Raw genomic sequence first — 23,243 nt, forward strand, 5'->3', positions numbered from 1 at the left:
GAGACGTGGAGCCCGGTGAAGTCATGCTTGTGGGTTCCAGCGGCGGGCACCTTGCCCAGCTGCTGGCGCTTGCTCCCTGGTACCGCGGCCGAGCTCGGTCGTGGGTGACCTTCGACACCCCGGACGCGCGTTCGCTGCTCGAGGGCGAGCAGGTGGTGTGGGCGCACCATCCCACCACCCGCAACCTGAAGAACCTGGCCCGCAACCTGCTGCTCGCGGTCCGGACGCTCAAGCGGCGGAACGTCGACGCGGTGGTCACCACCGGCGCGGGCGTCGCACTGCCGTTCGTCGTGGTGGCCCGGCTGCGTGGTGTCCCCACCGTCTACATCGAGGTGTACGACCGGATCGACAGCCCGACGCTCACCGCCCGGCTCTGCCGCCCGTTCCTCTCGGCAATGCTGGTGCAGTGGGAAGAGCAGCGCCGCTTCTACCCCGAGGGCACCGTGGTGGGGAATCTTCTGTGACCGCGTTCATCCCCCGGCAACCGGGAACCGGACCGGAGCCGGACACCGTGCTGGCCATGGTCGGCACCGACGTGCACCGCTTCGACCGGCTGGTCGGCTGGCTGGAGCGCTGGTGGACGGCGCGGGCCGATGGTGCGCGACAGGTCCGGCTCGTCCTGCAGTACGGCAGCAGCACCCCGCCGAACCTGCCGGACGCGGTGCCGTTCCTGGCCCACGAGGACTTGCAGCGGGCGATCGCCGAGGCCAGCGTCGTGGTCTGCCACGGCGGGCCGGCCACCATCACGGAGGCCCGGCGCACCGGTCACCTGCCGATCGTGGTCCCGCGCGACCCCACCCGCCACGAGCACGTCGACAACCACCAGCAGCTCTTCGCGCGGCGCCTCGGCGCGGCCGGCATGGTGCGGCTGGTCGAGACGGAAGCCGACCTGGTCGAGTCGCTCGACAAGGCGCTCGTCGACCCGCGGGCCTTCCGGTTGGTCGCCGACCCGGACCTGCCCGACCCCCGGGCCGCCGCGGCCGTGCGCGTCGGCCAGATCGTCGAGGACCTGGTACGCCAGCGTGCGTCGGGACGGCGACGGTGGCGGCGGTGACCGGGCCGGCCCGCGTGCTCTTCGTGGGTGGCCTGGGTCGTAGCGGCTCCACCCTGCTCGAGCTGATCCTCGCCCAGCACCCCGACGTCTGTGCCGTGGGCGAGGTGGTGCACCTGTGGGAGCGGGCCCTCGGCGGCGACGAACGCTGCGGTTGCGGCGAGCGCTTCACCGCCTGCGACTTCTGGCAGCAGGTCGGCGACCACGCGTTCGGCGGCTGGGATGCGGTGGACCGGGACGAGGTGCTGGCGCTCAAGGCCGAGGTCGACCGGACCCGGCACATCCCGCAGCTCGCCCGGGGCGACCTGCCGGCCGAGCAGTTGGCGACGGTGCGCCGGTACGCCGACCTCTACACCCGGATCTACCGCGCGGCGACCGAGGTCACCGGGGCGGAGGTGGTGGTGGACTCCAGCAAGCACGCCTCATTGGCGTTCGCCCTGCGCTGGGCGCCGGATCTCGACCTGCGGGTCGTCCACCTGGTCCGCGACAGCCGGGCGGTCGCCTACTCCTGGGCAAAGCAGGTCCGCCGGCCCGAGGTGGTGGACAGCGAGGCGTACATGCCGACCTTCTCCCCGTTCACGGTGAGCGGCCTGTGGACCGCGCAGAACGCCGCGTTCCACCTGCTCGCCGCCCGGGTGCCGGTGGTCCGGCTGCGCTACGAGGACTTCACCGCCGACCCGCGCGGCACCGTCGCCCGGGTACGCCGGTTCGCCGGCCTCGCCGACACCGCGGACGCGCTGCGGGTGCTCGACGAGCCGCCCGTGCCGCTGGTCCGGGCGCACAGCATCGCCGGCAACCCCCTGCGCTTCAGCGCGGGCCCGCTGCGGGTGCGACAGGACAACGCCTGGCGGGAGAACCTGCCGACGCGCAGCCGGGCGGTGGTCAGCGCCGCGACGCTGCCGCTGCGGTTGCGCTACGGATATCTCGGCGGCGGCCGAACGAACAGCACGGAGGCGTCGTGACCGGGAACAACTCACCACAGGTGACCGCCGTGGTCCCGACCCGGGACCGGCCGGTGCTGCTGCGCGCCGCCCTCGACGCGATCCTGGGTCAGGACTATCCCGGCGGGATCGACGTGGTGGTCGTCTACGACCAGTCCGAGCCCGACCTCACCCTCGCCGACGACCCGAGGATCCGGGTGGTCACCAACAGCCGTACACCCGGCCTGGCGGGCGCCCGCAACACGGGCATCCTGGCCGCCACCGGCGAGTTGGTGGCGTTCTGCGACGACGACGACGAGTGGCTGCCCGGCAAGCTGGCCGCCCAGGTGGCCGCACTGCGGGCGGCGCCGGACGGCGCCTTCGTCAGCTGCGGCATCCGGGTCGACTACGACGGTCGCAGCGTCGACCGCTCGTTGCCGATGGACCGGGTGCCGCTGAAGGCGCTGCTGCGGGACCGGCACACCGAACTGCACCCGTCCACCTTCCTGATCCGGCGGGACGCGCTGGTCGACGCGATCGGGCTGGTCGACGAGGAGATCCCGGGCAGCTACGCGGAGGACTACGAGTTCCTGCTCCGGGCCGCCCGGCACGCGCCGCTGGTCAACCTGGTCGAGCCGTACGTGACGGTGCGCTGGCACAAGCGGTCGTACTTCGCCCAGCGCTGGGAGACCATCTCCACCGCGTTGCAGTGGCTGCTCACCCGCTACCCCGAGTTCGCGACCGTGCCGGCGGGGGAGGCCCGGGTCGCCGGGCAGATCGCCTTCGCCCAGGCCGCGATGGGAAACCGCCGGGAGGCCGTCCGCTGGGCCCGCCGGACGCTGGCCGGCAACCCGAAGGAGCCGCGCGCCTACCTGGCGCTCGCCGTGGCCAGCAAGGCGGTAAACCCCGACCGCGTCCTGCGTACGCTGCACAAACGCGGTCGGGGCATCTGAGCCGGACCGGTCAGCTGGGCGCCGAGCACCAGGCGCGCCAGGCGTCCCTGCTGGGCGCGTCGGTGAGCCGGAAGTCTCCGCCGGACACCTGGTAGTCGTAGTACGCGACCCAGAGCGGTCGCTGGCCGTTCAGGTAGCTGCTCATCGAGCGGATCCAGGCGGCCCGTCCGGCTCCACTGTCCCCGGCGATCCGCACGCTGCCGGTCTCGGCGAGGCCCCACGGCTTACCGAGCGCCTTCGACTTGCTGATCATCGGTCCGAAGACCTTGGCCGGCTCGGTGTAGCGGTTGTACTTGCCGCCGCTGTTGTAGCAGTCCCAGCCGAGCACGTCGACGACGTCGCCGCCCGGGTAGTAGTCGTTGAAGCTCCGTCCCGAGTTCGGGTTCAGCGTCCAGCACATCAGGACCAGGGTGGCCCGCAGCCGCGGGTTCTGGGCGCGGTCGGCGAGGCCGGCCACCCGGCGCCAGGCGGCGCGGAACTGGGCGGTGGTGTAGTTGCCGTCCTCCACGTCGTTCTCCGGCTCGTGGAAGTACGACCAGTAGACGTCGTGGTCACGCGGGATCGAGGCGAACCACTTCGCCAACCGGGCGTCGTGCTTGCCGGCCGTGACCTCGCCCGGCGGCGCCTTGAAGGAGACCACCACCGTCCGGTTGACGACGTCGGCGCGGCTGCCCGACCAGGCGGGCGGCAGGCCCGGGTAGAACACCCGGACCATCCGCAGCGGCCCGTAGGTGCGGTCGGAGCGGGCCAGCCCGGCGGTGAAGCTCTCGCCGCCGAGCAGGTGGATGCTCGCCCCGGGCAGAGTGGTGCGCGGCGCGGGGAAGGGCCGGAAGCCCGTGCCGGGAGTCGCGGACGGGGACGCGCTGGGTGCGAGGCTCGGATTCGTTCCCAGCCCCGTCACGCCGCCCGGCGAGCCGGCCGGCAGGGATGCAGCCGGGCCGGGCGCCGGTGCGTCGCTCCCCGGCCCGTTCGCCCCCGGCGCGGCCTGCCGGGCGGACTCGCCATCCCGGGTGACCGCGATGGCAACCGTCGTGCTGAGCAGGACGACGGCCGCGGTGACGGCGACGAGCCAGCCGCGCCTGAACAGGCGGCGGGGCCGCCGGCCCGGCGGCGGAGTCGGGGCCGGGTAGGCGTCGAGAACGGGGGCGATTGACGGGCCGGGTCCCATGACCCTCCTCTGGATCGGCGTGTCAGCTGCTTCCCGGCTCAGCGCCGGCGCCACCTCGAAGTGCAACGAGCCAGGCGGCGGGCCGGTGCGGCGACCGGTCTCACAGGAACCGGTCGATGGCCTTCAGCAGCTGCTCGGCATGCTCGGGCCGGCAGACGAGCAGGTCGGGCAGGCGGGGGTTGGCCGCGTTGTAGCGCAGCGGCGAACCGTCGATGCGGGACGCGTGCATCCCCGCACCCAGCGCGACGGCCACCGGGGCGGCGGAGTCCCACTCGTACTGCCCTCCGGCGTGCACGTACGCGTCGGCCTGGCCGGTCACCACCGCGCACACCTTGACGCCTGCCGAGCCCATCGGCACCGCCTCCGCGTCCAGCTCCTCGATCAGCTGGGGGACGAATGCGGGCGGCCGGCTGCGGCTGACCGCGATCCGCAGCGGACCGTCGGCCGCCGGAACGGTAGGCTCACTCGTTCCCAGGACCAGTGGGTTGCCGTCCGCGCCGGTCCGCGCTGGCATGCCGACGGCGCCGGCGGTCAGCCCACCGTCCGGGCCGGCCGAGCGCTCCCAGAGGGCCACGTGGACGGCCCAGTCGGTGCGGCCCTCCTCCGAGAACTCGCGGGTGCCGTCTAGGGGGTCGATGATCCAGACCCGGTCGGCGTCGAGCCGGGCCGCCCGGTCGCCGGTGGAGAAGTCCTGCCGGGAGTCCGCCTGCTCCTCAGAGAGCACCTCGTCGGCCGGCCGGTAGCGGGCCAGCGCCGCCAGCATCAGTTCGTGCGAGGCGCGGTCGCCGGCGTCCTTGAGCGCCCGCGGGTCGGCGAAGCCCTGGCTCGCGCGCAACGCGGTCAGCGCGCGGCCGGCATGACCGGCCAACCACCGCGCGAAGGCCTGATCGTCGAGCCGGTCGATGTCGTCCGACACCTGCTACCCACCACCTTCTCTGGCGTCGACGGGCGGCCGGGGTCCCTGCCGCCCGGACCGCACCATATTGGCGGGTGGGGCGAGCCGACAACAAGTGCGACGGCCGGAACAGTACGCCCGGCCCACCGACTTCTGCCCGCATGTTGAACTTCGCGTGTATGGCGGTCGGACCCGCCGGGCCAGGCCCTAGGCTCGTGCGCATGACCGCCGAGCAGCTGATCTCCTTCGCCCGTGGGGCTCCCTCGCTGGACATCGTCGATGTCGAGGGGCTCAAGGCCGCCGCCGTCCGCGCCTTCGACGCCGACCCTGCCGGGATCACGGCGTACGGCACGTCCGTCGGCTACCCGCCCCTTCGGAAGTGGATCGCGGAGAAGCACGGCGTCGAGGCCGACCAGGTGCTGATCACCAACGGCTCGCTCCAGGCCGACGCGTTCCTCTTCGACCACCTGGTCCGCCGGGGCGACACGGTCGTGGTCGAGCGCCCGACGTACGACCGGACGCTGCTCAACCTCCAGCAGATGGGCAGCGAGATCCACGGCGTCACGATCCAGCCGGACGGCCTGGACACCGCGGAGCTGCGCAAGCTGCTGGAGTCGGGGGTCCGGCCGCGGCTGGCCCACGTCATCCCGAACTACCAGAACCCGGCCGGCGTGACGCTCTCCCTGGAGAAGCGCCGCGAGCTGCTCGACCTGGCCGCCGAGTACGACTTCACGATCTTCGAGGACGACCCGTACGCGGACATCCGGTTCCGGGGCGAGCCCCTGCCCTCGATGCTGTCGATGGACACCCGGGGCGTGGTGGTGCACGCCTCCAGCTTCACGAAGACGGTCTGCCCGGGCGTCCGGGTCGGCTACCTGGTCGGCCCGCCCGAGGTGATCGCGAAGATCGCCAAGCGGGCCACCAACCTCTACATCTCGCCGGGCATGGTCTCCGAGGCGATCGTGCACCAGTTCTGTGTCTCCGGCGAGATCGACCGGTCGATCCACACGGTGCGGACGGCGCTGGGTGAGCGCGCCGAGGTGCTGGCCGACTCGCTGCGGCGGCACATCCCGGAGGCGCGGTTCGTGGAGCCGGACGGCGGCTACTTCCTCTGGATCGAGCTGCCCGAGGACGTGGAGGTCGACCGGCTCGCCCCGGCCGCGGCGGAGCGCGGGGTCGCGGTGGTCAAGGGCAGCGACTTCATGATCGACGGCGGCCGGCACGCGCTGCGGCTGGCGTTCTCGGCGGTGACGGCCGACCGGATCGACGAGGGCGTCCGGCGGCTGGCGGAGGCGGTGGCGTCCGTCCGAGGCTAGCTTCCTGTCGGGTTTCCGACAGAAAGGCGATACCGGCCGGTTCGGCTCTCCCGCTGGGCCGGCCGGGGACCCACAATGCTGCGAGCGCCGCTCACCTTTTCTCGGTGACCGGTCCGCCGACCGGGCAGCCACGGGCCGCCCCGTCCGGGCCGCCGGCGCGCACAGCACTACTCCCGCCCCCAAATGGGTGCCGGGTGGGCCGTGTCGCCCCTCACCCCCCGACGCGGCCGGCCCGCCCGGCGCCGTCACCGCTCCCGCCCGGGCGTGACGCGGGTCGCAGTCCGGCCGGCCGCCCCGTGCTCGCCCGCGCCGCGCCCCGTCCCGACCGGCGTAACCTGCAAGCCGCAGCTTCGTGGAGAGGGGGCGAGATGACGGACCGGGTGGCACGCGACCGCGGCGCCGCGCAGAACGGCGACCGGGCACCCCGACCACGGGCCTGGGCGGCGCCGGTACGCGCCATGTCCCGCATCCTCAACGCCGACGGCTCTCCGCGTACGACCGAGCCGGCCGGCTCCGACCGGAGCGGGATCGTCGACTGCGGCCTGTACGTCGACGGCGAGCGCCGGCCCGGCGAGTGGACCTACGCCGACGCCCTGACCGCCGCGCGCCGGGAGCGGAACGGTTTCGTGTGGCTCGGCCTGCACGAGCCGGAGCTGGAGGAGATGACCGCGATCGCGGCCACCTTCGGCCTGCACGAGCTGGCCGTCGAGGACGCGGTCAAGGCCCAGCAGCGCCCGAAGCTGGAGCGCTTCGGCGACGTGACCTTCCTGGTGCTGCGCACCGCCCGCTACTGCGAGCACACCGAGCTGACCGAGAACTCCGAGGTGGTGGAGACCGGCCAGGTGATGCTCTTCATCGGGCCGAACTTCCTGATCAGCGTCCGGCACGGGGACGCCTGCCGGCTGTCGCCGGTCCGGGCCGACCTGGAGGCGAAGCAGGACCTGCTGCTGCACGGCCCGTGGGCCGTCGCGTACGCGGTCACCGACCGGGTGGTGGACCTCTACCTGGAGGTGGCCGACCGGCTGGAGGACGACCTCGACGTGCTGGAGGCGGACGTCTTCGACCGGCAGGGCAGCGGGCGGATCCAGCGGATCTACCAGATGAAGCGGGAACTGGTGGAGTTCAAGCGGGCCGTGGTGCCGTTGCAGCGCCCGCTGCTCACCCTCACCTCGCAGGTCAACCGGGAGGTGCCGCAGGAGGTGCGGCGCTACTTCCGGGACGTGCAGGATCACCTGAGCCGCACCGTCGAGCAGGTGAACTCCTACGACGACCTGCTCAACTCGATCCTCCAGGCGCGGCTGGCCCAGGTCACCGTCGACCAGAACAACGACATGCGCAAGATCGCGGCGTGGGCCGCGATAGGTGCCGTGTGGACCGCCATCGCCGGCATCTACGGCATGAACTTCAAGAACATGCCGGAGCTGGGCTGGACCTACGGCTACCCGGGGGTGTGGGCGCTGATGCTGATCTCGTCGTTCACGCTCTACCGGCTGTTCCGCCGCAACGGCTGGTTGTGACCGGCAGACGGAAGCGCCGGCCGCGCGGGATCATCCCCGCACGCCGGCGCTTTCCGTGACCGTCCGGTCAGCGACGACCGCTGGACTTGGCGGTGCTCCGGCCGTTCTGCGTGGCCTTGGTGACGTCGTCCGCCGGGCGGCCGGACACGTCCCTGGCACCCTCGGCGACCGAGGGAACCTTGTCGTTCGGGTGGATCACCGGCTGGCTGCTCGACGTGGCGGTCGAGGCGCTGCCGCTGCCGGCCACGGCCGAGCTGCCGGCGCCGGTCGGCCCGGCCTGGGTGACCTTCGCGGTCGCGTCGGGGGTCTCCACCACGATGGTGTCCACGTCCTCCCGCATCGGCTCCAGCTTGCCCGTCGGGTCGTACTCGGCCCATTCCTGCTGCTCGCGGCGGCGGCGCATGGCCATCGCGCCGGCCAGCCCGGCGACCGTGCCGGCAACCAGCAGGCCGGTCGTCATGCCGCGCGACCTCTTCTGCTTCTTCTTCGCGGCCTTCATGTTCTTCGCCTTCACCTTCTTGCTCATCGCGGCCTGCTTGGCGGTGGCGGCCTTCCGGCCGGTCAGGGCCTTACCGGCGGCCTCGGCCTGCGCGTTCCGCATCGCCATGAGCAGCGGCGCGAGCGCGGCGGCCGTCGACGCCACGCCGCTCGACGCCCGGTCCCGGACGACGATCGCGGTGGGCGCGACCGCGCCCCGGGCCGCCTGGACGCGCGGGCCGACCGTGGCGCCGGCACCCTTCGCCGCGTGCGCGGCGGCCTGCCTCAGGTGACCGATGCCCTGGTTCAGCTCAGCCTTCGCGAGCTGCCCCCGGGTCTTGCGCCGCCCGATTCCAAACACGGTCCCACCTCCTGGGAGTTGTTCCTTCGTCATCCTCCACCTTCGGATGCCTCCGCATGGCCAGATCGGGCACATGGGAGGATCCGCATGGAACTGACCAACGAGTGAGGAGTACCCGTGGCCGAGGCTGTCTACGCCACCTTGCACACCAACGCTGGCCCGATCCGGTTGGAGCTCTTCCCGAACCACGCGCCGAAGACCGTCCGCAACTTCGTCGAGCTGGCCGAGGGCACCCGGGAGTACATCGACCCGCGCACCGGCCAGCCGGGCAGCGGGCCGTACTACGACGGCACCATCTCGCACCGCGTGATCAGCGGCTTCATGGTTCAGATGGGTGACCCGACCGGCACCGGTCGCGGTGGGCCGGGCTACAAGTTCGGCGACGAGTTCCACCCGGAGCTGCGCTTCGACCGGCCGTACCTGCTGGCGATGGCGAACGCCGGGCCGGGCACCAACGGCTCGCAGTTCTTCATCACGGTGGGCCCGACGCCGCACCTGAACAACCGGCACACCATCTTCGGTCAGGTCGCGGACGAGCAGTCGGCGAAGGTCGTCGACTCGATCGCGAACACCCCGACCGGCCCGAGCGACCGGCCGCTCCAGGACGTGGTCATCGAGCGCGTCGAGATCGAGCGCAAGCCGGCGTGAGCGTGACGCGGGTACCTTTGCTCGCATGACTGAGCGCTCCGGGCAGGCAGGTGACGCCACAGGCGGGCCGGCGCCGACCACTCCGGTCTGCTACCGGCACCCGGATCGGGGGACGTACGTCCGGTGCACCCGCTGTGACCGGCCGATCTGCCCGGAGTGCATGCGGGACGCCTCCGTCGGCCACCAGTGCCCGGAGTGCGTCAGTGAGGGACGCCGCACCGTGCGGCCGGCGCGTACCGCCTTCGGGGGCGGTGCCGCCGGCCGCCAGGGCTATGTCACAAAGACCCTGATCGCGCTGAACGTGCTGGTCATGGTGCTGTCCATCGTCTCGGCCCGCAGCGGGAGCGCGGTGGCCGGCGGTGGCCTCGGCGGCCTGATGGGCAACTCGACGCCGCTGACCGACTGGGGCGCGGTGCTGGGCCAGGCCGTCTTCTCCGACGGCACGATCGGCGGGGTGGCCCAGGGCCAGTGGTACCGGCTGGTCACCGCCATGTTCCTGCACTACGGCGTGGTGCACCTGCTGCTCAACATGTGGGCGCTCTGGGTGCTCGGCCGGACCCTGGAGGCGGTGCTCGGCCCGCTGCGCTTCCTGGCGCTCTACCTGATCGCCGGGCTCGGCGGCAACGTGGCGGTCTACCTGTTCAGCGCCCCCAACCAACCCGCCGTCGGGGCGTCGACGGCCATCTTCGGCTTGTTCGCCGCGATCTTCGTGATCATGCGCCGGCTGGGCCGGGACACCTCGGCCATCGTGCCGATCCTGGTGATCAACCTGATCTTCACGTTCACCGTGCCGGGCATCTCGGTGGCCGGGCACCTCGGCGGGCTGGTGGTCGGCGCGCTGATGGCGCTCGTCCTGGCGTACGCCCCGCGGATGCGGCGGACCGCCTTCCAGACGGCCGGTGGGGCGATCCTGCTGGTGGCGCTGCTCGGGCTGGTCCTCGTCCGCACCGCCGCGCTGACCGGCTGACCGGTCTCAGCGCCCGGCCGCGCGGGCGGCCTCCAGGGCGGCGGCGACCTCCTCGGGCGGCGCGTCCAGGTCGTAGCGGCCGAACAGGTGCAGCGACTCGCCCGCGTCGATCTCCAGCGTCTCGGCGGTGAGCCCGCGCCGGGTACGCCGTTCCACCCGGATCGCCTCCACGGCCGCCCAGGGCAGCCGCCGGCGGCCGGCGTAGCCGTGGATCACGGTGATCCCCTCAGGGTCGGCGGCCAGCCGGACCGGCGCGACCAGGTCGCGCAGCGCCCAGCCGAGCAGCGCGGCGGCGGCCAGCCCGGCGAGCACCAGCTGGACCCGGTCCTCGGCGGCGAACAGCAGGCCCAGCGCGACCAGGACGAGCGCGCCGAGCGCCTTGACCGCCGGCACCACCGGCGACACCCGCCACTGCGGGGCCGGGGAGGACTGTGGAGTCACCGCCCCAGCATGCCAGCCGGGTGGCCCCGGGAACGGGGGAGGACGACCGCCCGGGTCAGCACGTAGGATCGGGGCAAGCCAGGTTACCGGGGAGTAGACATGAGTGACGCGGTCATCGTCGGAGCGGTCCGGACCCCGGTCGGGCGGCGCAAGGGCAGCCTTGCCGGCGTCCACCCGGTCGACCTCTCGGCGCACGTGCTGCGCGCCCTCGCCGAGCGGACCGGCATCGACCCCGAGCAGGTCGACGACATCGTCTGGGGCTGCGTGTCGCAGGTCGGCGAGCAGTCGTGGAACGTCGCGCGCAACGCCGTCCTCGCCGCCGGCTGGCCCGAGTCGGTCCCCGGCACCACGCTCGACCGGCAGTGCGGGTCGAGCCAGCAGGCGCTGCACTTCGCCGCCGCCACCGTGCTCTCCGGCCAGGCCGACCTGGTGGTCGCCGGGGGCGTCGAGTCGATGACCCGGGTGCCGATGGGCTCCAGCGTGGCCGGCGGGATGCCGTTCAGCGCCGCGATCCTGGAGCGCTACCGCGGCGTCGAGGGCGTCGCCGAGGACAGCCCGCTCCCGTTCAACCAGGGCGTCGGGGCCGAGCTGATCGCCCAGCGGTGGCGCTTCTCGCGCACCCAGCTCGACGAGTTCGCCCTCGCCAGCCACGAGAAGGCGGCCGCCGCGCAGGACGCCGGGGCGTTCGACCCCGAGCTGGCCCCGGTGGCGCTGGCCGACGGCGGCAAGTTCACCGCCGACGAGGGCATCCGGCGGGACACGTCGCTCGCCAAGCTGGGCGAGCTGCCCACCCCGTTCAAGGCCGACGGCGTGGTCACCGCCGGGTCCGCGTCGCAGATCTCCGACGGGGCGGCGGCGCTCGCGGTCACCACGAGCGAGTGGGCCAGCCGGCACGGCCTGCGCCCGCTGGCCCGGGTGCACACCGCCGTGGTCGCCGCCGACGACCCGGTCGCCATGCTCACCGCCCCCATCCCGGCCACCGCCAAGGCGCTGCGCCGCGCGGGGCTGGGCATCGAAGAGATCGGGGTGTACGAGGTGAACGAGGCGTTCGCCCCGGTGCCGCTGGCCTGGCTGGCGGAGACCGAGGCGGACCCGGAGCTGCTGAACCCGCGCGGCGGCGCGATCGCGCTCGGCCACCCGCTCGGCGGGTCCGGCGCCCGGATCATGACTACCATGCTCCAGCACATGCGGGACAACGGGATCCGCTACGGCCTGCAGACCATGTGCGAGGGCGGCGGCATGGCCAACGCCACCATCGTCGAGCTGCTCTGAAATCGGCTGGCCGCCGCCGGAGGCAGCGCCTAGCGTGCCGACCGTGACGACACCGGACTGGTCCGATCCGTCCTGGCGGGACGCCGCGCTGGCCTGGGTCGGCGACGCGCTGGGCCGGCACGGCCGGCGGGTGACCGGCCCGGTCGAGCCCCGGGTCCGCCCCTGGTCGCTGGTCTGGCGGGTGCCCACCGGGACCGGCCCGGTCTGGTTCAAGGCCAACAACCCGGGCACCCGCTACGAGGCGGCGCTCCTGGCCGAGCTGGCCCGGCTCGCCCCTGGCACCGTCCTCGACCCGCTGGCCGTGGACGCCGCGCGCGGCTGGTCGCTGCTGCCCGACGGCGGCCCGAGCCTGCGCGACGTGCTCGCCGGGGACCTGAGCCGCTGGGAGCGGGTGCTGCCGGCGTACGCGGCGCTGCAGGTCGCGGTCGCGCCGCGGGTCGACCGGCTGCTCGCGGCGGGCGTGCCCGACCACCGGCCGGAGCTGATGCCGGAACTCCTCGACGGGCTGCTCGACGACGAGGAGGCTCTGCTGGTCGGCCAGCCGGACGGGCTGACCCCGGAGCTGCGCGCGCGGCTGCGCGCGTACCGGCCGGAGTTCGCCGCGACCTGCCGCCGCCTGGCGGAGTTCGGCGTCCCGGCCAGCGTGCAGCACGACGACCTGCACGACGGGAACGTCTTCGTCGCCGACGACGGCTACCGCTTCTTCGACTGGGGGGACGCCTCGGTGGCCCACCCCTTCGGCACGCTGCTCGTGACGCTCAACTCCGTGGCGCACGGCGCCGGGCTGGCGCCAGGCGACCCGGTGCTGGGCCGGCTGCGGGACGCCTACCTGGAGGCGTGGACCGACCGGTACGACCGGGCCGCCCTGCGGGAGGCCGCCGGCCTGGCCATGACGGTCGCCACGGTGAGCCGGTCGCTGTCCTGGCGGCGCGCCCTGGCCACCCCCGATCCGGCCCGGGCCGAGTACGCCGCCGCCGTGCCCGGCTGGCTCGGCGAACTCTTCGCCCCGACCCCGGCCTGACCTGCCGTTCACCACCGGGCATCGCCCTGGTTGCGCGGCGGTGAACAGTGGACGGTGGGTGGACCGGTGCGTAACGCGGACCCGCCCGGCGACGCCTGAATCGACGGATGCCGGCGGAGATCGACCCGGCCCCGACGGGGTGCGGTGGTGGTCTCGGGCACCCCGGTGGCGCCGGTCGCGCCGCCGTCCGATCGACGAAAGGCAGGCATGCCCGTCATCCGTTTCATCCGTCCCGGGGGCCCGGCACTGCGCGCCGGAGCGGCCGCCCTCGCCCTCTCCGCCGCCGTCACCGCTCTCGGTGCCGGCCCCGCCTCCGCCGCCCCGGCCCGGGCCGACCTGGGCCTCACGGTGACCCCCGACCCCGCGCGCGTCCTGGTCGCCGGTCAGGTCGCCGGCATCGGGGTCGACCTGGTCAACCACGGCCGCGCCGGTGCCGAGGGGATCACCCTCACCTTCCGCCTCCCGCAGGGCGTCGCGCCCGCCGGTGAGGGCGGGATCCCGTCCGACAGCCCGTGGCACTGCGTCCTCGCCACCCCGGTCACGACCTGCACCCACCCCGCGCTCGCCGCCGGAGCGGCCGCCGCCCCGCTGAAGCTCCAGGTGCGGCTGCCCGCCGGCCGGGACGGCGGCAGCGTCACCGTGCCGGTCGGCGTGACCACGACCAGCCGGGAGAGCGCCACCGCCGACAACGCCGATACGGCCGTCTTCACCTACGACGCGAGCATCGTGGTGCCGGAGCCGGAGGTGGCGGACCTCGGGCTCACCGTCACCCCCGACCCCGAGCGCGTCCGGGTCGACGGCCAGGCGGCCGGCGTCGGGCTGGCCCTGGTCAACCGGGGCAACGCCGTCGCCGACGGAATCAGCCTCCACGTCCGGCTGCCCGACGGCGTGACCGTCGCCGGCGACGGGGGCGGAGTGCCCGCGGACGGCCCGTGGCAGTGTGACGTCTCCTCGCCGGTGGTCGCCTGCACCCACCCGGCGCTCGCCGCGGGGGAGGCCGCCGCCGCGCTGACCCTGGGGGTGCAGCTCCCGGCCGGCGCGGACGGTTCGACCGTCACCGTGCCGGTGGACGTCAGCACCACCAGCGCGGAGACGAACAGCGGCGACAACATCGGCGACGCGGTCTTCACCTACGACGCGAGCATCGGGTCGTCCGACCCGCACGGCGCCGACCTCCGCTTCACCACCCTCGACGTGCGGCCGTACTGGGTCGTCGAAGGGGACACGGTTCGCACGGTCTGGGAGTTCGAGAACGTCGGCGACCTGGTCGCCGAGGACGTCACCATGCGGATCACCCTCGACCCGCGGCTGCGCCCGGTCCCGGCCGACGGGGTGAGCGCGCCCTGGCAGTGCAGCACGCTCACCGACGGCTGGGACTGCCGGCACACGCCGATGGTCACCGGCGAGCAGGCGGTGCTACCGCTGGAGTTCACGGTGGTCGGCGGGGGCGCCGGTGACCTGATCCCGTTCCAGGGCGTGCTCACCACCTCGACCCCGGAACTTCCCTCCGGGGCCAACGAGATCGGCACGAGCGTCGAGTTCGCGGACACCAGCACCGTGCACGGTCAGCTCTGGCAGGACCTGGACGGCGACGGCCGGCGTGACGCCGAGGACGTGGCGGTCGACCCGGTCGCCGCGAACGCCTCGGTCTGGGTGGTGCCGACCTTCGCCGGGCAGCCGAACGGCACCCCGATCGCCGTGCCGGTGGCGGCCGACGGCAGCTGGACGGTGGAGGTCAAGCCGAACCAGTACCGCGTCGAGGTGCGGGTCGCGGCGGCGTACGACTTCACCGGGCGGGACGCGACCGACGACGCCGTGGACTCCGACGTCTCCCGGTACGCCGTGGAGGGCGACGAGGTGATCGGCCACAGCGTCGACACGTACGTGCCGAACGGCAGCGACTGGCAGGTGGACGCCGGGCTGATCCGGGCCATCTCCTGACCCCGGGACGGGCCCCGACCGCCACCTCGGCGGCCGGGGCCCGTCGTCCGTCGCACATCGGGTGCGATTTGCACGGGTGGAACTTCCAGAAATCGGGAGTGACCCATATCACCCCTGCTCACATGCTCGTTGCATCTTGCATGGACGTGTTCTCGCGAACGTTCCTTCCGGCCGCCGCCGAGACCGGCCTGGCGACCCAGACCGTCAGCCGACACATGCCGGTCTTCCGCCGGTGCGTCGGCTCCGGTGACGCCACCATCCTGGTCACCCGATGCAGCCGCCCGGACCACCCGATCGGCGGCGACTACCTCATGCTGCTCACCCACCGCCGCCTGGTGGTCACCCAGCAGACCCGGGTGCTGCACCGGCTGCGCCTGCACCTCAACACCGAGCTGCGCGAACTGAGCAACGTCACCTGGAGCCCCGACCCCCGGTCGCACAGCGTGGAGCTGGCGGCCACCGCGATCGACGGGGTCCGGGAGCGGTTCCTCATCCGGACCCACCACCCGAAGCAGGTATGGCAGCTCGACGCCCTGCTCAACCACGCCTTCCGGACCCGGCTCCGGACGCCCGCGGAGCGGCTGGTCGCCACCATCGGCGAACCGCCGGCCGCCACCCGCCCGGCCGTGTTCCGCCCGGCGCCGGTCCGCTGACCGGCTCCTTACCGAATCCGAACACTCCCCTGACCTTCCGGGCGGCCCCCGGTCGGTAATCATGGGCCGGTGACCGTCGACGCCGCACCGCGCGGGCTCGTCCTCGTGGTGGAGGACGAGCCGGCCATCGCCGACCTGGTCCGGCTCTACCTGAGCCGGGACGGGTTCGGCGTACACCTGGAACGGGACGGTGCGGCCGGGCTCGCCGCCGCGCGGCGGCTGCGCCCGGTGGCCTGCGTGCTCGACATCGCGCTGCCCGGCCTGGCCGGCACCGAGGTGTGCCGGCGGCTGCGCGAGGCCGGCGACTGGACGCCTGTCATCTTCCTCACCGCCCGCGACGACGAGGTGGACCGGATCGTCGGCCTGGAGCTGGGCGCCGACGACTACGTGACCAAGCCGTTCAGCCCGCGCGAGCTGGTCGCCCGGGTCCGGGCCGTGCTGCGCCGCACCGCCGGCGCGCCCGCCACGGCCGAGCAGCCCCGGGTGGTCGGCGCGGTCACCCTCGACCCGGCCCGCCGCACGGTCACCGCCGCCGGCGCGCCGGTGCAGCTCACCTCCACCGAGTTCGACCTCCTCGCGCACCTGATGGCCCGGCCGGGACGGGTCTTCACCCGGGAGGAACTGCTCGCCGGCGTCTGGGGGTACGCGGCACACGCCGGCACCCGGACCGTCGACGTGCACGTGGCGCAGGTGCGGGCCAAGCTCGGCCCGGCCAGCGTGATCCGCACCCACCGCGGCGTCGGGTACGCGGCCGATGCCTGAACAGCCCACCGTCGCGCTGCCGGTCATCGGGTCCGGCCCGCCGGCCCCGCCCCGGCGGCGGTTCGCGCACACCCTGACCGCCCGCGCGGTGCTGGTCACCTGCGCGGTGGCGCTGGTGTCGGTGCTGGTCACCGCGCTGGTCGCAGTGCCCCTGGCGGTGCGCGGGGCGGAGCGGCGCGATCAGGAGGCGCTGGCCGCCCAGGCCCGGCTCGCCGCCGAGGTGCTCCGGGTCCGCGCGGCGCGCCAGCGGGACAACGCCGGGGACCGGCTCATCCGCCAGCTCCGCCAGCAGCAGATCGAGGTCTACCTGATCCGGGCCGGCCAGGCCGACCACGCCGGCCTGCCCCCGCCGGTGGTGAACCGGCTGGCAGCCGGCCGGGACGTCTCCGGCCGGCGGATCGTCGCCGGCGAACGCTCCCTGGTCGAGGGGCGGGCGCTGCCCGGCGGTGACGGCGTCGTGCTGGCCCGGCCGACCCGGAACGGGCCGTGGCGGCAGGTGCTGCTCAGCCTCTGGTTGCCGATGCTCGCCGGCCTCGGCGCCGGGGTGGCCGCCGGCCTGCTGCTGGCCCGCCGGCTGGCCCGGCCGATCCGGACCGCGGCCACCGCCGCCGCGCGGCTGCGCGCCGGGGACCGGGCGGTCCGGGTGCCGGTCGAACCGCCCGACGAGGTGGCCGACCTGGCGTACGCGCTGAACGGGCTGGCCGCCGCGCTGGCCACCAGCGAAGGGCGGCAGCGCGAATTCCTGCTCTCGGTCTCGCACGAGCTGCGCACCCCGCTCACCGCCATCCGCGGCTACGCCGAGGCGCTGGCCGACGGGGTGATCGACGCCGACGGGGTGCCGGCCACCGGCCGGACCGTGCTCGCCGAGGCCGAGCACCTGGACCGGCTGGTCAGTGACCTGCTGGCGCTGGCCCGGCTGGAGGCCGCCGACTTCCCGCTCGAACCCGGGCCGGTAGACCTGACCCGGCTCGCCGCCGACGCGGCGCGCACCTGGTCCGACCGGTGCGCGGCGGTCGGCGTGCCGTTCCAGGTGGAGGCGCCGGACGGGCCGGTGCCCGCGTACACCGATCCGGGGCGGATCCGGCAGGTGGTGGACGGGCTGCTGGAGAACGCGCTGCGGGTCGTACCCCCGGGGGCGCCCGTGGTGCTCGCGGTCCGGGCGGCCGGCGCGGACCCGGCGGCGGGCGGCCTCGTCGAGGTCCGGGACGGCGGACCCGGCTTCACCGACGACGACCTCGCGGTGGCGTTCGAGCGCGGGGCACTGCACCAGCGGTACCGGGGGGTGCGCAAGGTGGGCAGCGGCCTGGGGCTGGCGCTCGCCGCCGGCCTGGTCCGGCGGCTCGGCGGCGACATCACGGCCGGGCACGCCCCGGAGGGCGGCGCGGCCTTCACCGTCCGGCTGCCCGGCGATCCTTACCTGACCCGAACATCGGCCTGACGATCCGCTCGCCCGCGTGGGGCAGGCTGACGGCACCACGGACGAGAGGAACACTGATGGCACGTCAGGGAATCGTCACCGGCGTCACCGCGCTGCTCGCCGCGGCCGCGCTCGGGCTCGCCGGATGCGGCCCGGCGCAGGTCGCGCAGGACTCGGCCAGGGAGACCGCCGTCGAGGTGGCCGCCGCCCTGGGCGCGGACGGCCAGGCGCTGGCCGCGCTCGGCGTCGACGCCGCCGAGCTGGACGTCGACCCGGTCGCGGCCCCGGCGCCCTCGGCCTCCGGCACGCCCGGTGAGAAGGCCGGTCCGCAGGACAAGCGGGAGCGGGCGCAGGAGTGGCGCAAGCGGCACCGCGCCCGGGTGCTGCTGCGGAAGAACACCCTGCACGGCGAGGTCGTGGTGCAGACCAAGGACGGCGGTACGAAGACCGTCGCCGTGCAGCGCGGCCAGGTGACCGCGATCGACGCGAAGTCGATGACCGTGAAGTCGACCGACGGCTTCTCGATGACCTGGACCTTCGACGAGAAGCTCCGCGTGGTCGAGCGGCGGACCACCGTGCAGTCCAGCGACATCAAGGTCGGCTCGACGGTCGGCGTGGCCGGCGCGAAGGACGGCGACAACGGGGTGGCCCGGCTGATCGTGGTCCCGGTCAAGCAGAAGTAACGCCGGAACATGGGGCCGGCGCGACCGCGCCGGCCCCGGCCGGGTGCGGATGGGCACTTCTCCGGCCTATCGGACGGGCGGCGCCGGGATGTCCGCCCAGGCCGGGGGCAGGCTGTGGTGACCTCGGCGACCAGCCGGGTTACGCTAGGCCCCGACTTGCCGTCGCCACCGTGGAGAACCCGTGAAGCTCTCGATCCTCATGCCGGTCTACAACGAGGAAGAACGCATCGCGGATGCCCTCAAGCAGGCACTGGCGGTGGACTACCCGTGCGAGATCGAACTCGTCGTCGTGGACGACGGCAGCCGCGACGGCACCGGCGAGGTGCTCGGCCGGGTGGACGACGCCCGGCTGCGGGTGATCACCCACCAGCGCAACGCCGGCAAGGGCGCGGCGATCAAGACCGCCGTCGACAACGCCGAGGGTGAGTACATGGTCATCCTCGACGCCGACCTCGAGTACGACCCGCAGGACATCCCGCGGCTCCTCGAGCCGGTGCTCGACGGCCGGGCCACCGTGGTCTACGGCAACCGGACCTTCGGCAGCCACAGCTCCTACAGCTTCTGGTACGTGATGGGCAACAAGGGCGTGACGCTCGCCGCCAACGTGCTCTACAACTCGTACATCGGCGACCTGGAGACCTGCTTCAAGCTGATGCCGCTGGAGCTCTACCGCTCGCTCCAGGTCCGCTCGCGCGGCTTCGGCATGGAGGCCGAGGTCACCGGCAAGCTGCTCCGCCAGCGCATCCGCCCCTACGAGGTCCCGATCAGCTACCGCGCCCGGGGCCGCGAGGAGGGCAAGAAGATCACCTGGAAGGACGGCGTCGAGGCGATCTGGATCCTGGCGCGCGAGCGCGCCCGCCGCCGTCCGGTCGGCCCCGCCGCCCGCTGACGCCCCCGCACGACACGGACCCCGCACCCCGGCCGAGGCCGGTGTCGCGGGTCCCGTCGTCTCGGCGGTCAGGCGGCCGCGCGGGCCGGGGTGAGGAACGCGTCGACCGAGCGGCGCAGGCCGGCCGCGTCCAGGCCGTGCCAGCGGTCGTGGTCCTCGGGCGTGCCGTAGCGGCGCAGGTCCGACCGCCCCACCCCGAGGGTGAGCAGCCGGTGCGGCCGGTCGGCCAGCGCCGCGCCGACCACCCGGGCCGAGGTGCCCGCCAGGTACGGCTCGACCAGGATCACCTCGGTGCCGGCGAGCGCCCGCAGCCCGGCCGTGTCGAACGGGCGCGGCCGGTGGGTCCAGGCCACCGTGACCGGCCGGTCGGCCACCGCCGCGAGGGCCGCGTCCAGCAGCGGCCCGACGGCCACCAGCAGCGGCGCGCCCGGCCCGGCGTCCCGCATCACCCGCAGGTCGCCCGCCTCGGGGTACGCCCGCGCGTTGGTCTGTGTGGACAGCCGCAGGTATGCCGAGCCCCGCCCGCACACGGCGTCGCGCAGCAGACCCGGCACCTCGTCCGGGTGGCCGGGCACGTGCACGGTCCAGTCGTTCAGCGTGTCGATCAGCGCCACGTCGGCGGGCGCGAGGTGGGTCCGCCCCGCCGCCGCCCGGTCGTACGACGCGCCGACGCTGACCAGCACCGCACCGACCCCCTGGTGGTCGAGGTCCAGCTTGATCTGCTCGTACGCCCGCTCGACCAGGAACGGCGCGTAGCTGTGCACGATCGGCCGCTGCCCGGTCAGCGCCAGCCCGCCGGCCACGCCCATCATCAACTGCTCCCGGATGCCCACGTTGACCACCCGGTCCGGGTAGCGCGCGGCGGCCGGGGCGAACGCGGCGGCCGAGATGTCGGCCAGCACGATCGTGGTGCGGGGATCGGCCAGCACCTCCTCGGCGGCGGTCACGAAGATCTCGCGCATGGTCATGGTCACTCCCCGTCGGTGACGACCGCGACGACGACGTGCGGCCGGTGGTGGTCGTGCCCGGTCAGGGCGGTGTGCAGGACCGCGTGGTCCCGGCCGTCGACGGTCGCGGCGGTCCACCCGTTGACGGTGAACCGGCTGGCCGCGCCGCCCGGCCAGCCGTGACTCGCCGACCGGTTGTCCACCACGATCGCGGTGAGGTTGCCGAGCCCGATGGCGCCCGCGTACGCGATCGCCTCGTGGTTCGAGCCCTCGTCCAGCTCGGCGTCGCCGAGCAGCACGTACACCCGGGGGTCGGCGCGGCCCTGAGCCCGCAGCCCCAGCGCGGTGCCCACGCCCAGGCCGAGGCCGTGGCCCAGTGACCCGGAGCCGATCTCCACCCCGGGCACCAGCAGCCGGTCCGGGTGGTCGCCGAGCCGGCTCTCCGGGCCGCCCTGGTCGTCCAGCCAGTCCGCCGGGACGAAGCCCTTGGCGGCGAGCAGCGCGTAGTAGCCGGCGACCGCGTGCCCCTTCGAGAGCAGGAAGCGGTCGCGGTCCGGGTCGTCCACGGTCGCCGGGGTGATCCGGAGCACCCGGTCGTAGAGCACTTGGAGCACGTCCAGCGTCGAGTACACGTTGGCGCCGAACTCGCGGCCGGCGCGTACCCGGTCGAGCAGCACCCCCAGCAACGCGGGGTCGGTGGCGGTTGTCGTCGTCATGCGGATAGCCTCGGAGTTGAAGCGCACTTCAACTCAAGGCCCTGTGATGCACGAAGCAACCCTGACCATCGGCCAGCTCGCCGACCGCAGCGGCGTGGCTCCCTCCGCGCTGCGCTACTACGAGCGGCTCGGGCTGATCCGCGCCGAACGGACCGGCGGCAACCAGCGCCGCTACGCCCGCACCGAGCTGCGCCGGGTGGCCTTCGTCCGGATCTCCCAGCAGGTCGGTGTGTCGCTGGAGGAGATCCGGGAGGCGCTGGACTCGCTGCCGTCGGGACGGACCCCCACCCCCGACGACTGGGCCGCCCTGTCCCGCTCCTGGCGCGAGCGGCTGGATGAGAAGATCCGGCTGCTCGGCAAGCTCCGTGACGACCTCGACGGCTGCATCGGCTGCGGCTGCCTGTCGTTGCAGCGCTGCACCCTCTACAACCCGGGGGACGCGCTCGCCGCCGAGGGCGCCGGCGCCCGGCTCATGCTCCCCCGCCCCGGACCCGACGCCGCCTGACCGTCAGCGGACCAGCAGCACCTTGCCCACGTGGTCGCTGGTCTCCACCAGCCCGTGCGCGTCGGCGGCCTCGGCCATCTTCGTCCGGGCGTGGACGACCGGCCGGACCTGCCCCGACTCGACAAGCGGCCACACCTGCTCGCGGACGCCCCGGACGATCTCCGCCTTCTCGGCGAGCGGGCGGGAGCGCAACGCGGTCGCGTGCACCGAGGCCCGCTTCGCCAGCAGCATCCCCAGGTCCAGCTCGCCCTTGCGGCCACCCTGCATGCCGATCACCACGAGCCGGCCGCCGGTGGCCAGCGTCGCCACGTTCCGCGGCAGGTAGGCCCCGCCCATGATGTCCAGGATCACGTCCGCGCCCCGGCCGTCGGTGAACCGGCGCATTTCCTCGACGAAGTCCTGCTCCGCGTAGTCGATCGTGTGCGCGGCACCCAGCTCGCGCAGCCGCTCGTGCTTCGCCGCCCGCGCGGTCACCACCACGGTCGCGCCGAGCGCCACCCCGAGCTGGATGGCGAACGTGCCGATCCCGCTGCCGCCGCCGTGCACCAGCAGCGTCTCGCCCTCGGCCAGCCGGGCCAGCTGCACCACGTTCGACCAGACCGTGCAGGCCACCTCCGGCAGCGCCGCCGCGTCGACCAGGTCGACGCCCGCCGGCACCGGCAGCAACTGGCCGGCCGGCACGGCGACCCGCTCGGCGTACCCGCCGCCGGCCAGCAGCGCGCAGACCTCGTCGCCGACCGACCAGCCGGTCACCTCCGGCCCGACCGCGGCCACCACCCCGGCGCATTCCAAACCCGGGTACGCCGGCGCGCCCGGGGGCGGCGGGTAGTGCCCCTGCCGTTGCAGCAGGTCGGCCCGGTTCACCGCACTGGAACACACCTCGACCACCACCTCACCCGGGCCGGGCTCCGGGTCGGGCACCACCGCCCAGACGAGAGCCTCCGGGCCACCGGGTTTCGAGATCGTGATCGCGTGCATGCCCCAGTCTTACCCGATCCGGCCCGCCGTCCACGCCCGGGCCAGGATCTCGTCCACCGTCTCCCCCGGTGTCTGCTCGGAGGTATCCAGCCAGAGCCCGATCCGCGGCGTGGTGGACCGGAAGTCGGCGTCCAGGTCGGCCACCGGCCAGCCGCCGTACCCCTGCTTGGGCCGGTCCCGCTCCCGGGCGGCGACCACGTCGGCGCGCGGCGCGAGCACCACCACGGCCAGCGGCCGGTGCCGGATCCGCTCGACCAGCGCCGGCAGCTCCGCACCGAGCACCACGTCCTGGAGCACCACGGTGAAGCCCGCCGCGGCGTAGCGGTCGGCGGCCGACGCGGCGAGGTCGTAGCGGAGCCGGAGCTGCCGCCACGCCTCGCCGCTGAGGTCGGCCGTCATCTCCGCCCGCCCGCTGACGATCATGCGGCGGAACACGTCCCCGCGCAGGTGCACCGCGCGGGGCAGCCGCCGGGCCAGCAGCTCGGCCACAGTGGACTTGCCGGCCGCCATGATTCCGCTGATCAGCACCACCGCCGGGGTCTCCCACACGGGAGCATCCTGACCGCAGGGGTGGGACGGCGGCTCGCCCATTTAACCGGCCGTGGCAGACTAGGCACGGCCGCGTACCCCGTCGGGGACGTGGCAGGGAGGGTTCGCCTAGTGGCCGATGGCGCTGGTCTTGAAAACCGGTAAGGCAGCGATGTCTTCGTGGGTTCGAATCCCACACCCTCCGCCCTTGAACAGC

General features: G+C 74.0%; 25 protein-coding genes and 1 tRNA gene. 18 read left to right on the forward strand and 8 right to left on the reverse strand.

Annotation, left to right across the window (positions count from 1 at the left end; translation table 11 throughout):
• The first annotated feature begins 23 nt into the window (after window positions 1-23).
• From NFX44_RS20230 to NFX44_RS20245, 4 genes are read left to right on the forward strand one after another with little or no spacing between them, the layout of a single operon-like run.
• Window positions 24-464, forward strand: a complete 441-nt coding sequence (locus NFX44_RS20230) for a UDP-N-acetylglucosamine--LPS N-acetylglucosamine transferase (protein ID WP_262285116.1) — start codon at window positions 24-26, stop codon at window positions 462-464.
• Window positions 461-1,054, forward strand: a complete 594-nt coding sequence (locus NFX44_RS20235; protein WP_262285117.1) for a glycosyltransferase — start codon at window positions 461-463, stop codon at window positions 1,052-1,054. The genes NFX44_RS20230 and NFX44_RS20235 overlap by 4 nt, the downstream gene beginning before the upstream one ends.
• Window positions 1,051-2,013 carry a sulfotransferase gene (locus NFX44_RS20240; protein WP_262285118.1) on the forward strand — a complete coding sequence of 321 codons (963 nt, stop codon included), beginning with the start codon at window positions 1,051-1,053 and terminating at the stop codon, window positions 2,011-2,013. Before NFX44_RS20235 ends, NFX44_RS20240 begins: the two co-directional genes overlap by 4 nt.
• On the forward strand, window positions 2,010-2,924 hold the full coding sequence (locus tag NFX44_RS20245) for a glycosyltransferase family A protein (protein WP_262285119.1): 915 nt from the start codon (window positions 2,010-2,012) through the stop codon (window positions 2,922-2,924). Before NFX44_RS20240 ends, NFX44_RS20245 begins: the two co-directional genes overlap by 4 nt.
• A gap of 10 nt (window positions 2,925-2,934) precedes the next feature.
• Here NFX44_RS20245 and NFX44_RS20250 read toward each other — a convergent pair whose 3' ends face one another.
• Complete coding sequence (locus tag NFX44_RS20250; protein ID WP_262285120.1) at window positions 2,935-4,092, reverse strand: hypothetical protein; 1,158 nt, start codon at window positions 4,090-4,092, stop codon at window positions 2,935-2,937.
• Between the two features lie 100 nt (window positions 4,093-4,192).
• On the reverse strand, window positions 4,193-5,008 hold the full coding sequence (locus NFX44_RS20255; protein WP_262285121.1) for a 3'(2'),5'-bisphosphate nucleotidase CysQ: 816 nt from the start codon (window positions 5,006-5,008) through the stop codon (window positions 4,193-4,195).
• Between the two features lie 200 nt (window positions 5,009-5,208).
• On the opposite strand from NFX44_RS20255, the gene NFX44_RS20260 reads away from it, so the two are divergent.
• Together NFX44_RS20260 and corA are read left to right on the forward strand one after the other, a co-directional pair.
• Complete coding sequence (locus NFX44_RS20260) at window positions 5,209-6,303, forward strand: PLP-dependent aminotransferase family protein (RefSeq protein WP_262285122.1); 1,095 nt, start codon at window positions 5,209-5,211, stop codon at window positions 6,301-6,303.
• Between the two features lie 368 nt (window positions 6,304-6,671).
• Window positions 6,672-7,820 carry a magnesium/cobalt transporter CorA gene (gene corA, locus NFX44_RS20265; RefSeq protein ID WP_262285123.1) on the forward strand — a complete coding sequence of 383 codons (1,149 nt, stop codon included), beginning with the start codon at window positions 6,672-6,674 and terminating at the stop codon, window positions 7,818-7,820.
• 67 nt (window positions 7,821-7,887) lie between these two features.
• Here the strand turns inward: corA and NFX44_RS20270 are convergent, their stop codons facing one another.
• The gene (locus tag NFX44_RS20270; RefSeq protein ID WP_262285124.1) at window positions 7,888-8,691 is read right to left on the reverse strand and encodes a hypothetical protein; all 804 of its coding nucleotides are present in this window, start codon (window positions 8,689-8,691) and stop codon (window positions 7,888-7,890) included.
• 84 nt (window positions 8,692-8,775) lie between these two features.
• Between NFX44_RS20270 and NFX44_RS20275 the strand changes: the two genes are divergently transcribed.
• Window positions 8,776-9,306, forward strand: a complete 531-nt coding sequence (locus NFX44_RS20275) for a peptidylprolyl isomerase (protein WP_151465136.1) — start codon at window positions 8,776-8,778, stop codon at window positions 9,304-9,306.
• Between the two features lie 25 nt (window positions 9,307-9,331).
• On the forward strand, window positions 9,332-10,273 hold the full coding sequence (locus NFX44_RS20280) for a rhomboid family intramembrane serine protease (protein ID WP_262285125.1): 942 nt from the start codon (window positions 9,332-9,334) through the stop codon (window positions 10,271-10,273).
• 6 nt (window positions 10,274-10,279) lie between these two features.
• Here the strand turns inward: NFX44_RS20280 and NFX44_RS20285 are convergent, their stop codons facing one another.
• Complete coding sequence (locus NFX44_RS20285; RefSeq protein WP_262285126.1) at window positions 10,280-10,714, reverse strand: PH domain-containing protein; 435 nt, start codon at window positions 10,712-10,714, stop codon at window positions 10,280-10,282.
• Window positions 10,715-10,813: 99 nt separating this feature from the next.
• Here NFX44_RS20285 and NFX44_RS20290 point away from each other — a divergent pair, with 99 nt between their 5' ends.
• The 8 genes from NFX44_RS20290 (at window position 10,814) to NFX44_RS20325 (ending at window position 19,352) form a co-directional block, all read left to right on the forward strand.
• A complete protein-coding gene (locus tag NFX44_RS20290) occupies window positions 10,814-11,986 on the forward strand; it encodes an acetyl-CoA C-acyltransferase (RefSeq protein WP_262285127.1) in 1,173 nt (390 codons plus the stop codon).
• A gap of 43 nt (window positions 11,987-12,029) precedes the next feature.
• Window positions 12,030-13,007: a phosphotransferase gene (locus tag NFX44_RS20295; RefSeq protein WP_262285128.1), complete on the forward strand. Its 978-nt coding sequence runs from the start codon at window positions 12,030-12,032 to the stop codon at window positions 13,005-13,007.
• A 207-nt stretch (window positions 13,008-13,214) separates the two neighbouring features.
• Complete coding sequence (locus NFX44_RS20300) at window positions 13,215-14,948, forward strand: hypothetical protein (RefSeq protein ID WP_262285129.1); 1,734 nt, start codon at window positions 13,215-13,217, stop codon at window positions 14,946-14,948.
• Window positions 14,949-15,088: 140 nt separating this feature from the next.
• A complete protein-coding gene (locus tag NFX44_RS20305; RefSeq protein WP_262285130.1) occupies window positions 15,089-15,601 on the forward strand; it encodes a hypothetical protein in 513 nt (170 codons plus the stop codon).
• Between the two features lie 69 nt (window positions 15,602-15,670).
• On the forward strand, window positions 15,671-16,363 hold the full coding sequence (locus NFX44_RS20310) for a response regulator transcription factor (RefSeq protein WP_262285131.1): 693 nt from the start codon (window positions 15,671-15,673) through the stop codon (window positions 16,361-16,363).
• Window positions 16,356-17,801, forward strand: coding sequence for a HAMP domain-containing sensor histidine kinase (locus NFX44_RS20315; RefSeq protein ID WP_262285132.1), 1,446 nt, complete (start codon window positions 16,356-16,358; stop codon window positions 17,799-17,801). Before NFX44_RS20310 ends, NFX44_RS20315 begins: the two co-directional genes overlap by 8 nt.
• A gap of 56 nt (window positions 17,802-17,857) precedes the next feature.
• On the forward strand, window positions 17,858-18,463 hold the full coding sequence (locus NFX44_RS20320; RefSeq protein WP_262285133.1) for a hypothetical protein: 606 nt from the start codon (window positions 17,858-17,860) through the stop codon (window positions 18,461-18,463).
• A gap of 181 nt (window positions 18,464-18,644) precedes the next feature.
• Window positions 18,645-19,352: a glycosyltransferase family 2 protein gene (locus NFX44_RS20325; protein WP_091316602.1), complete on the forward strand. Its 708-nt coding sequence runs from the start codon at window positions 18,645-18,647 to the stop codon at window positions 19,350-19,352.
• 68 nt (window positions 19,353-19,420) lie between these two features.
• On the opposite strand, the gene NFX44_RS20330 is transcribed toward NFX44_RS20325, so the two are convergent.
• Window positions 19,421-20,314 carry a transketolase family protein gene (locus NFX44_RS20330; RefSeq protein ID WP_262285178.1) on the reverse strand — a complete coding sequence of 298 codons (894 nt, stop codon included), beginning with the start codon at window positions 20,312-20,314 and terminating at the stop codon, window positions 19,421-19,423.
• A gap of 8 nt (window positions 20,315-20,322) precedes the next feature.
• Window positions 20,323-21,015: a transketolase gene (locus NFX44_RS20335; RefSeq protein WP_262285134.1), complete on the reverse strand. Its 693-nt coding sequence runs from the start codon at window positions 21,013-21,015 to the stop codon at window positions 20,323-20,325.
• Between the two features lie 46 nt (window positions 21,016-21,061).
• Between NFX44_RS20335 and soxR the strand changes: the two genes are divergently transcribed.
• Window positions 21,062-21,520 carry a redox-sensitive transcriptional activator SoxR gene (soxR, locus tag NFX44_RS20340; protein WP_262285135.1) on the forward strand — a complete coding sequence of 153 codons (459 nt, stop codon included), beginning with the start codon at window positions 21,062-21,064 and terminating at the stop codon, window positions 21,518-21,520.
• Window positions 21,521-21,523: 3 nt separating this feature from the next.
• Here soxR and NFX44_RS20345 read toward each other — a convergent pair whose 3' ends face one another.
• Together NFX44_RS20345 and NFX44_RS20350 are read right to left on the reverse strand one after the other, a co-directional pair.
• Window positions 21,524-22,498 carry an NAD(P)H-quinone oxidoreductase gene (locus tag NFX44_RS20345; protein ID WP_262285136.1) on the reverse strand — a complete coding sequence of 325 codons (975 nt, stop codon included), beginning with the start codon at window positions 22,496-22,498 and terminating at the stop codon, window positions 21,524-21,526.
• A gap of 9 nt (window positions 22,499-22,507) precedes the next feature.
• The gene (locus NFX44_RS20350) at window positions 22,508-23,047 is read right to left on the reverse strand and encodes an AAA family ATPase (protein ID WP_262285137.1); all 540 of its coding nucleotides are present in this window, start codon (window positions 23,045-23,047) and stop codon (window positions 22,508-22,510) included.
• Window positions 23,048-23,144: 97 nt separating this feature from the next.
• On the opposite strand from NFX44_RS20350, the gene NFX44_RS20355 reads away from it, so the two are divergent.
• Window positions 23,145-23,231, forward strand: a tRNA-Ser gene (locus NFX44_RS20355).
• The last annotated feature ends 12 nt before the right edge of the window (window positions 23,232-23,243 follow it).

Source organism: Micromonospora sp. MA102, assembly GCF_025460765.1.
GTDB lineage: Bacteria > Actinomycetota > Actinomycetes > Mycobacteriales > Micromonosporaceae > Micromonospora > Micromonospora halotolerans.

Excerpts from the sequence above, each read along its gene's own strand:
- NFX44_RS20330 (WP_262285178.1), bottom strand. The coding sequence starts at position 20,314 with ATGCGCGAGATCTTCGTGACCGCCGCCGAGGAGGTGCTGGCCGATCCC.
- NFX44_RS20305 (WP_262285130.1), top strand. The coding sequence starts at position 15,089 with ATGGACGTGTTCTCGCGAACGTTCCTTCCGGCCGCCGCCGAGACCGGC.
- NFX44_RS20250 (WP_262285120.1), bottom strand. The coding sequence starts at position 4,092 with ATGGGACCCGGCCCGTCAATCGCCCCCGTTCTCGACGCCTACCCGGCC.
- NFX44_RS20230 (WP_262285116.1), top strand. The coding sequence starts at position 24 with ATGCTTGTGGGTTCCAGCGGCGGGCACCTTGCCCAGCTGCTGGCGCTT.
- NFX44_RS20280 (WP_262285125.1), top strand. The coding sequence starts at position 9,332 with ATGACTGAGCGCTCCGGGCAGGCAGGTGACGCCACAGGCGGGCCGGCG.
- corA (WP_262285123.1), top strand. The coding sequence starts at position 6,672 with ATGACGGACCGGGTGGCACGCGACCGCGGCGCCGCGCAGAACGGCGAC.
- NFX44_RS20300 (WP_262285129.1), top strand. The coding sequence starts at position 13,215 with ATGCCCGTCATCCGTTTCATCCGTCCCGGGGGCCCGGCACTGCGCGCC.
- soxR (WP_262285135.1), top strand. The coding sequence starts at position 21,062 with ATGCACGAAGCAACCCTGACCATCGGCCAGCTCGCCGACCGCAGCGGC.
- NFX44_RS20335 (WP_262285134.1), bottom strand. The coding sequence starts at position 21,015 with ATGACGACGACAACCGCCACCGACCCCGCGTTGCTGGGGGTGCTGCTC.
- NFX44_RS20345 (WP_262285136.1), bottom strand. The coding sequence starts at position 22,498 with ATGCACGCGATCACGATCTCGAAACCCGGTGGCCCGGAGGCTCTCGTC.
- NFX44_RS20320 (WP_262285133.1), top strand. The coding sequence starts at position 17,858 with ATGGCACGTCAGGGAATCGTCACCGGCGTCACCGCGCTGCTCGCCGCG.
- NFX44_RS20260 (WP_262285122.1), top strand. The coding sequence starts at position 5,209 with ATGACCGCCGAGCAGCTGATCTCCTTCGCCCGTGGGGCTCCCTCGCTG.
- NFX44_RS20315 (WP_262285132.1), top strand. The coding sequence starts at position 16,356 with ATGCCTGAACAGCCCACCGTCGCGCTGCCGGTCATCGGGTCCGGCCCG.
- NFX44_RS20290 (WP_262285127.1), top strand. The coding sequence starts at position 10,814 with ATGAGTGACGCGGTCATCGTCGGAGCGGTCCGGACCCCGGTCGGGCGG.
- NFX44_RS20270 (WP_262285124.1), bottom strand. The coding sequence starts at position 8,691 with ATGACGAAGGAACAACTCCCAGGAGGTGGGACCGTGTTTGGAATCGGG.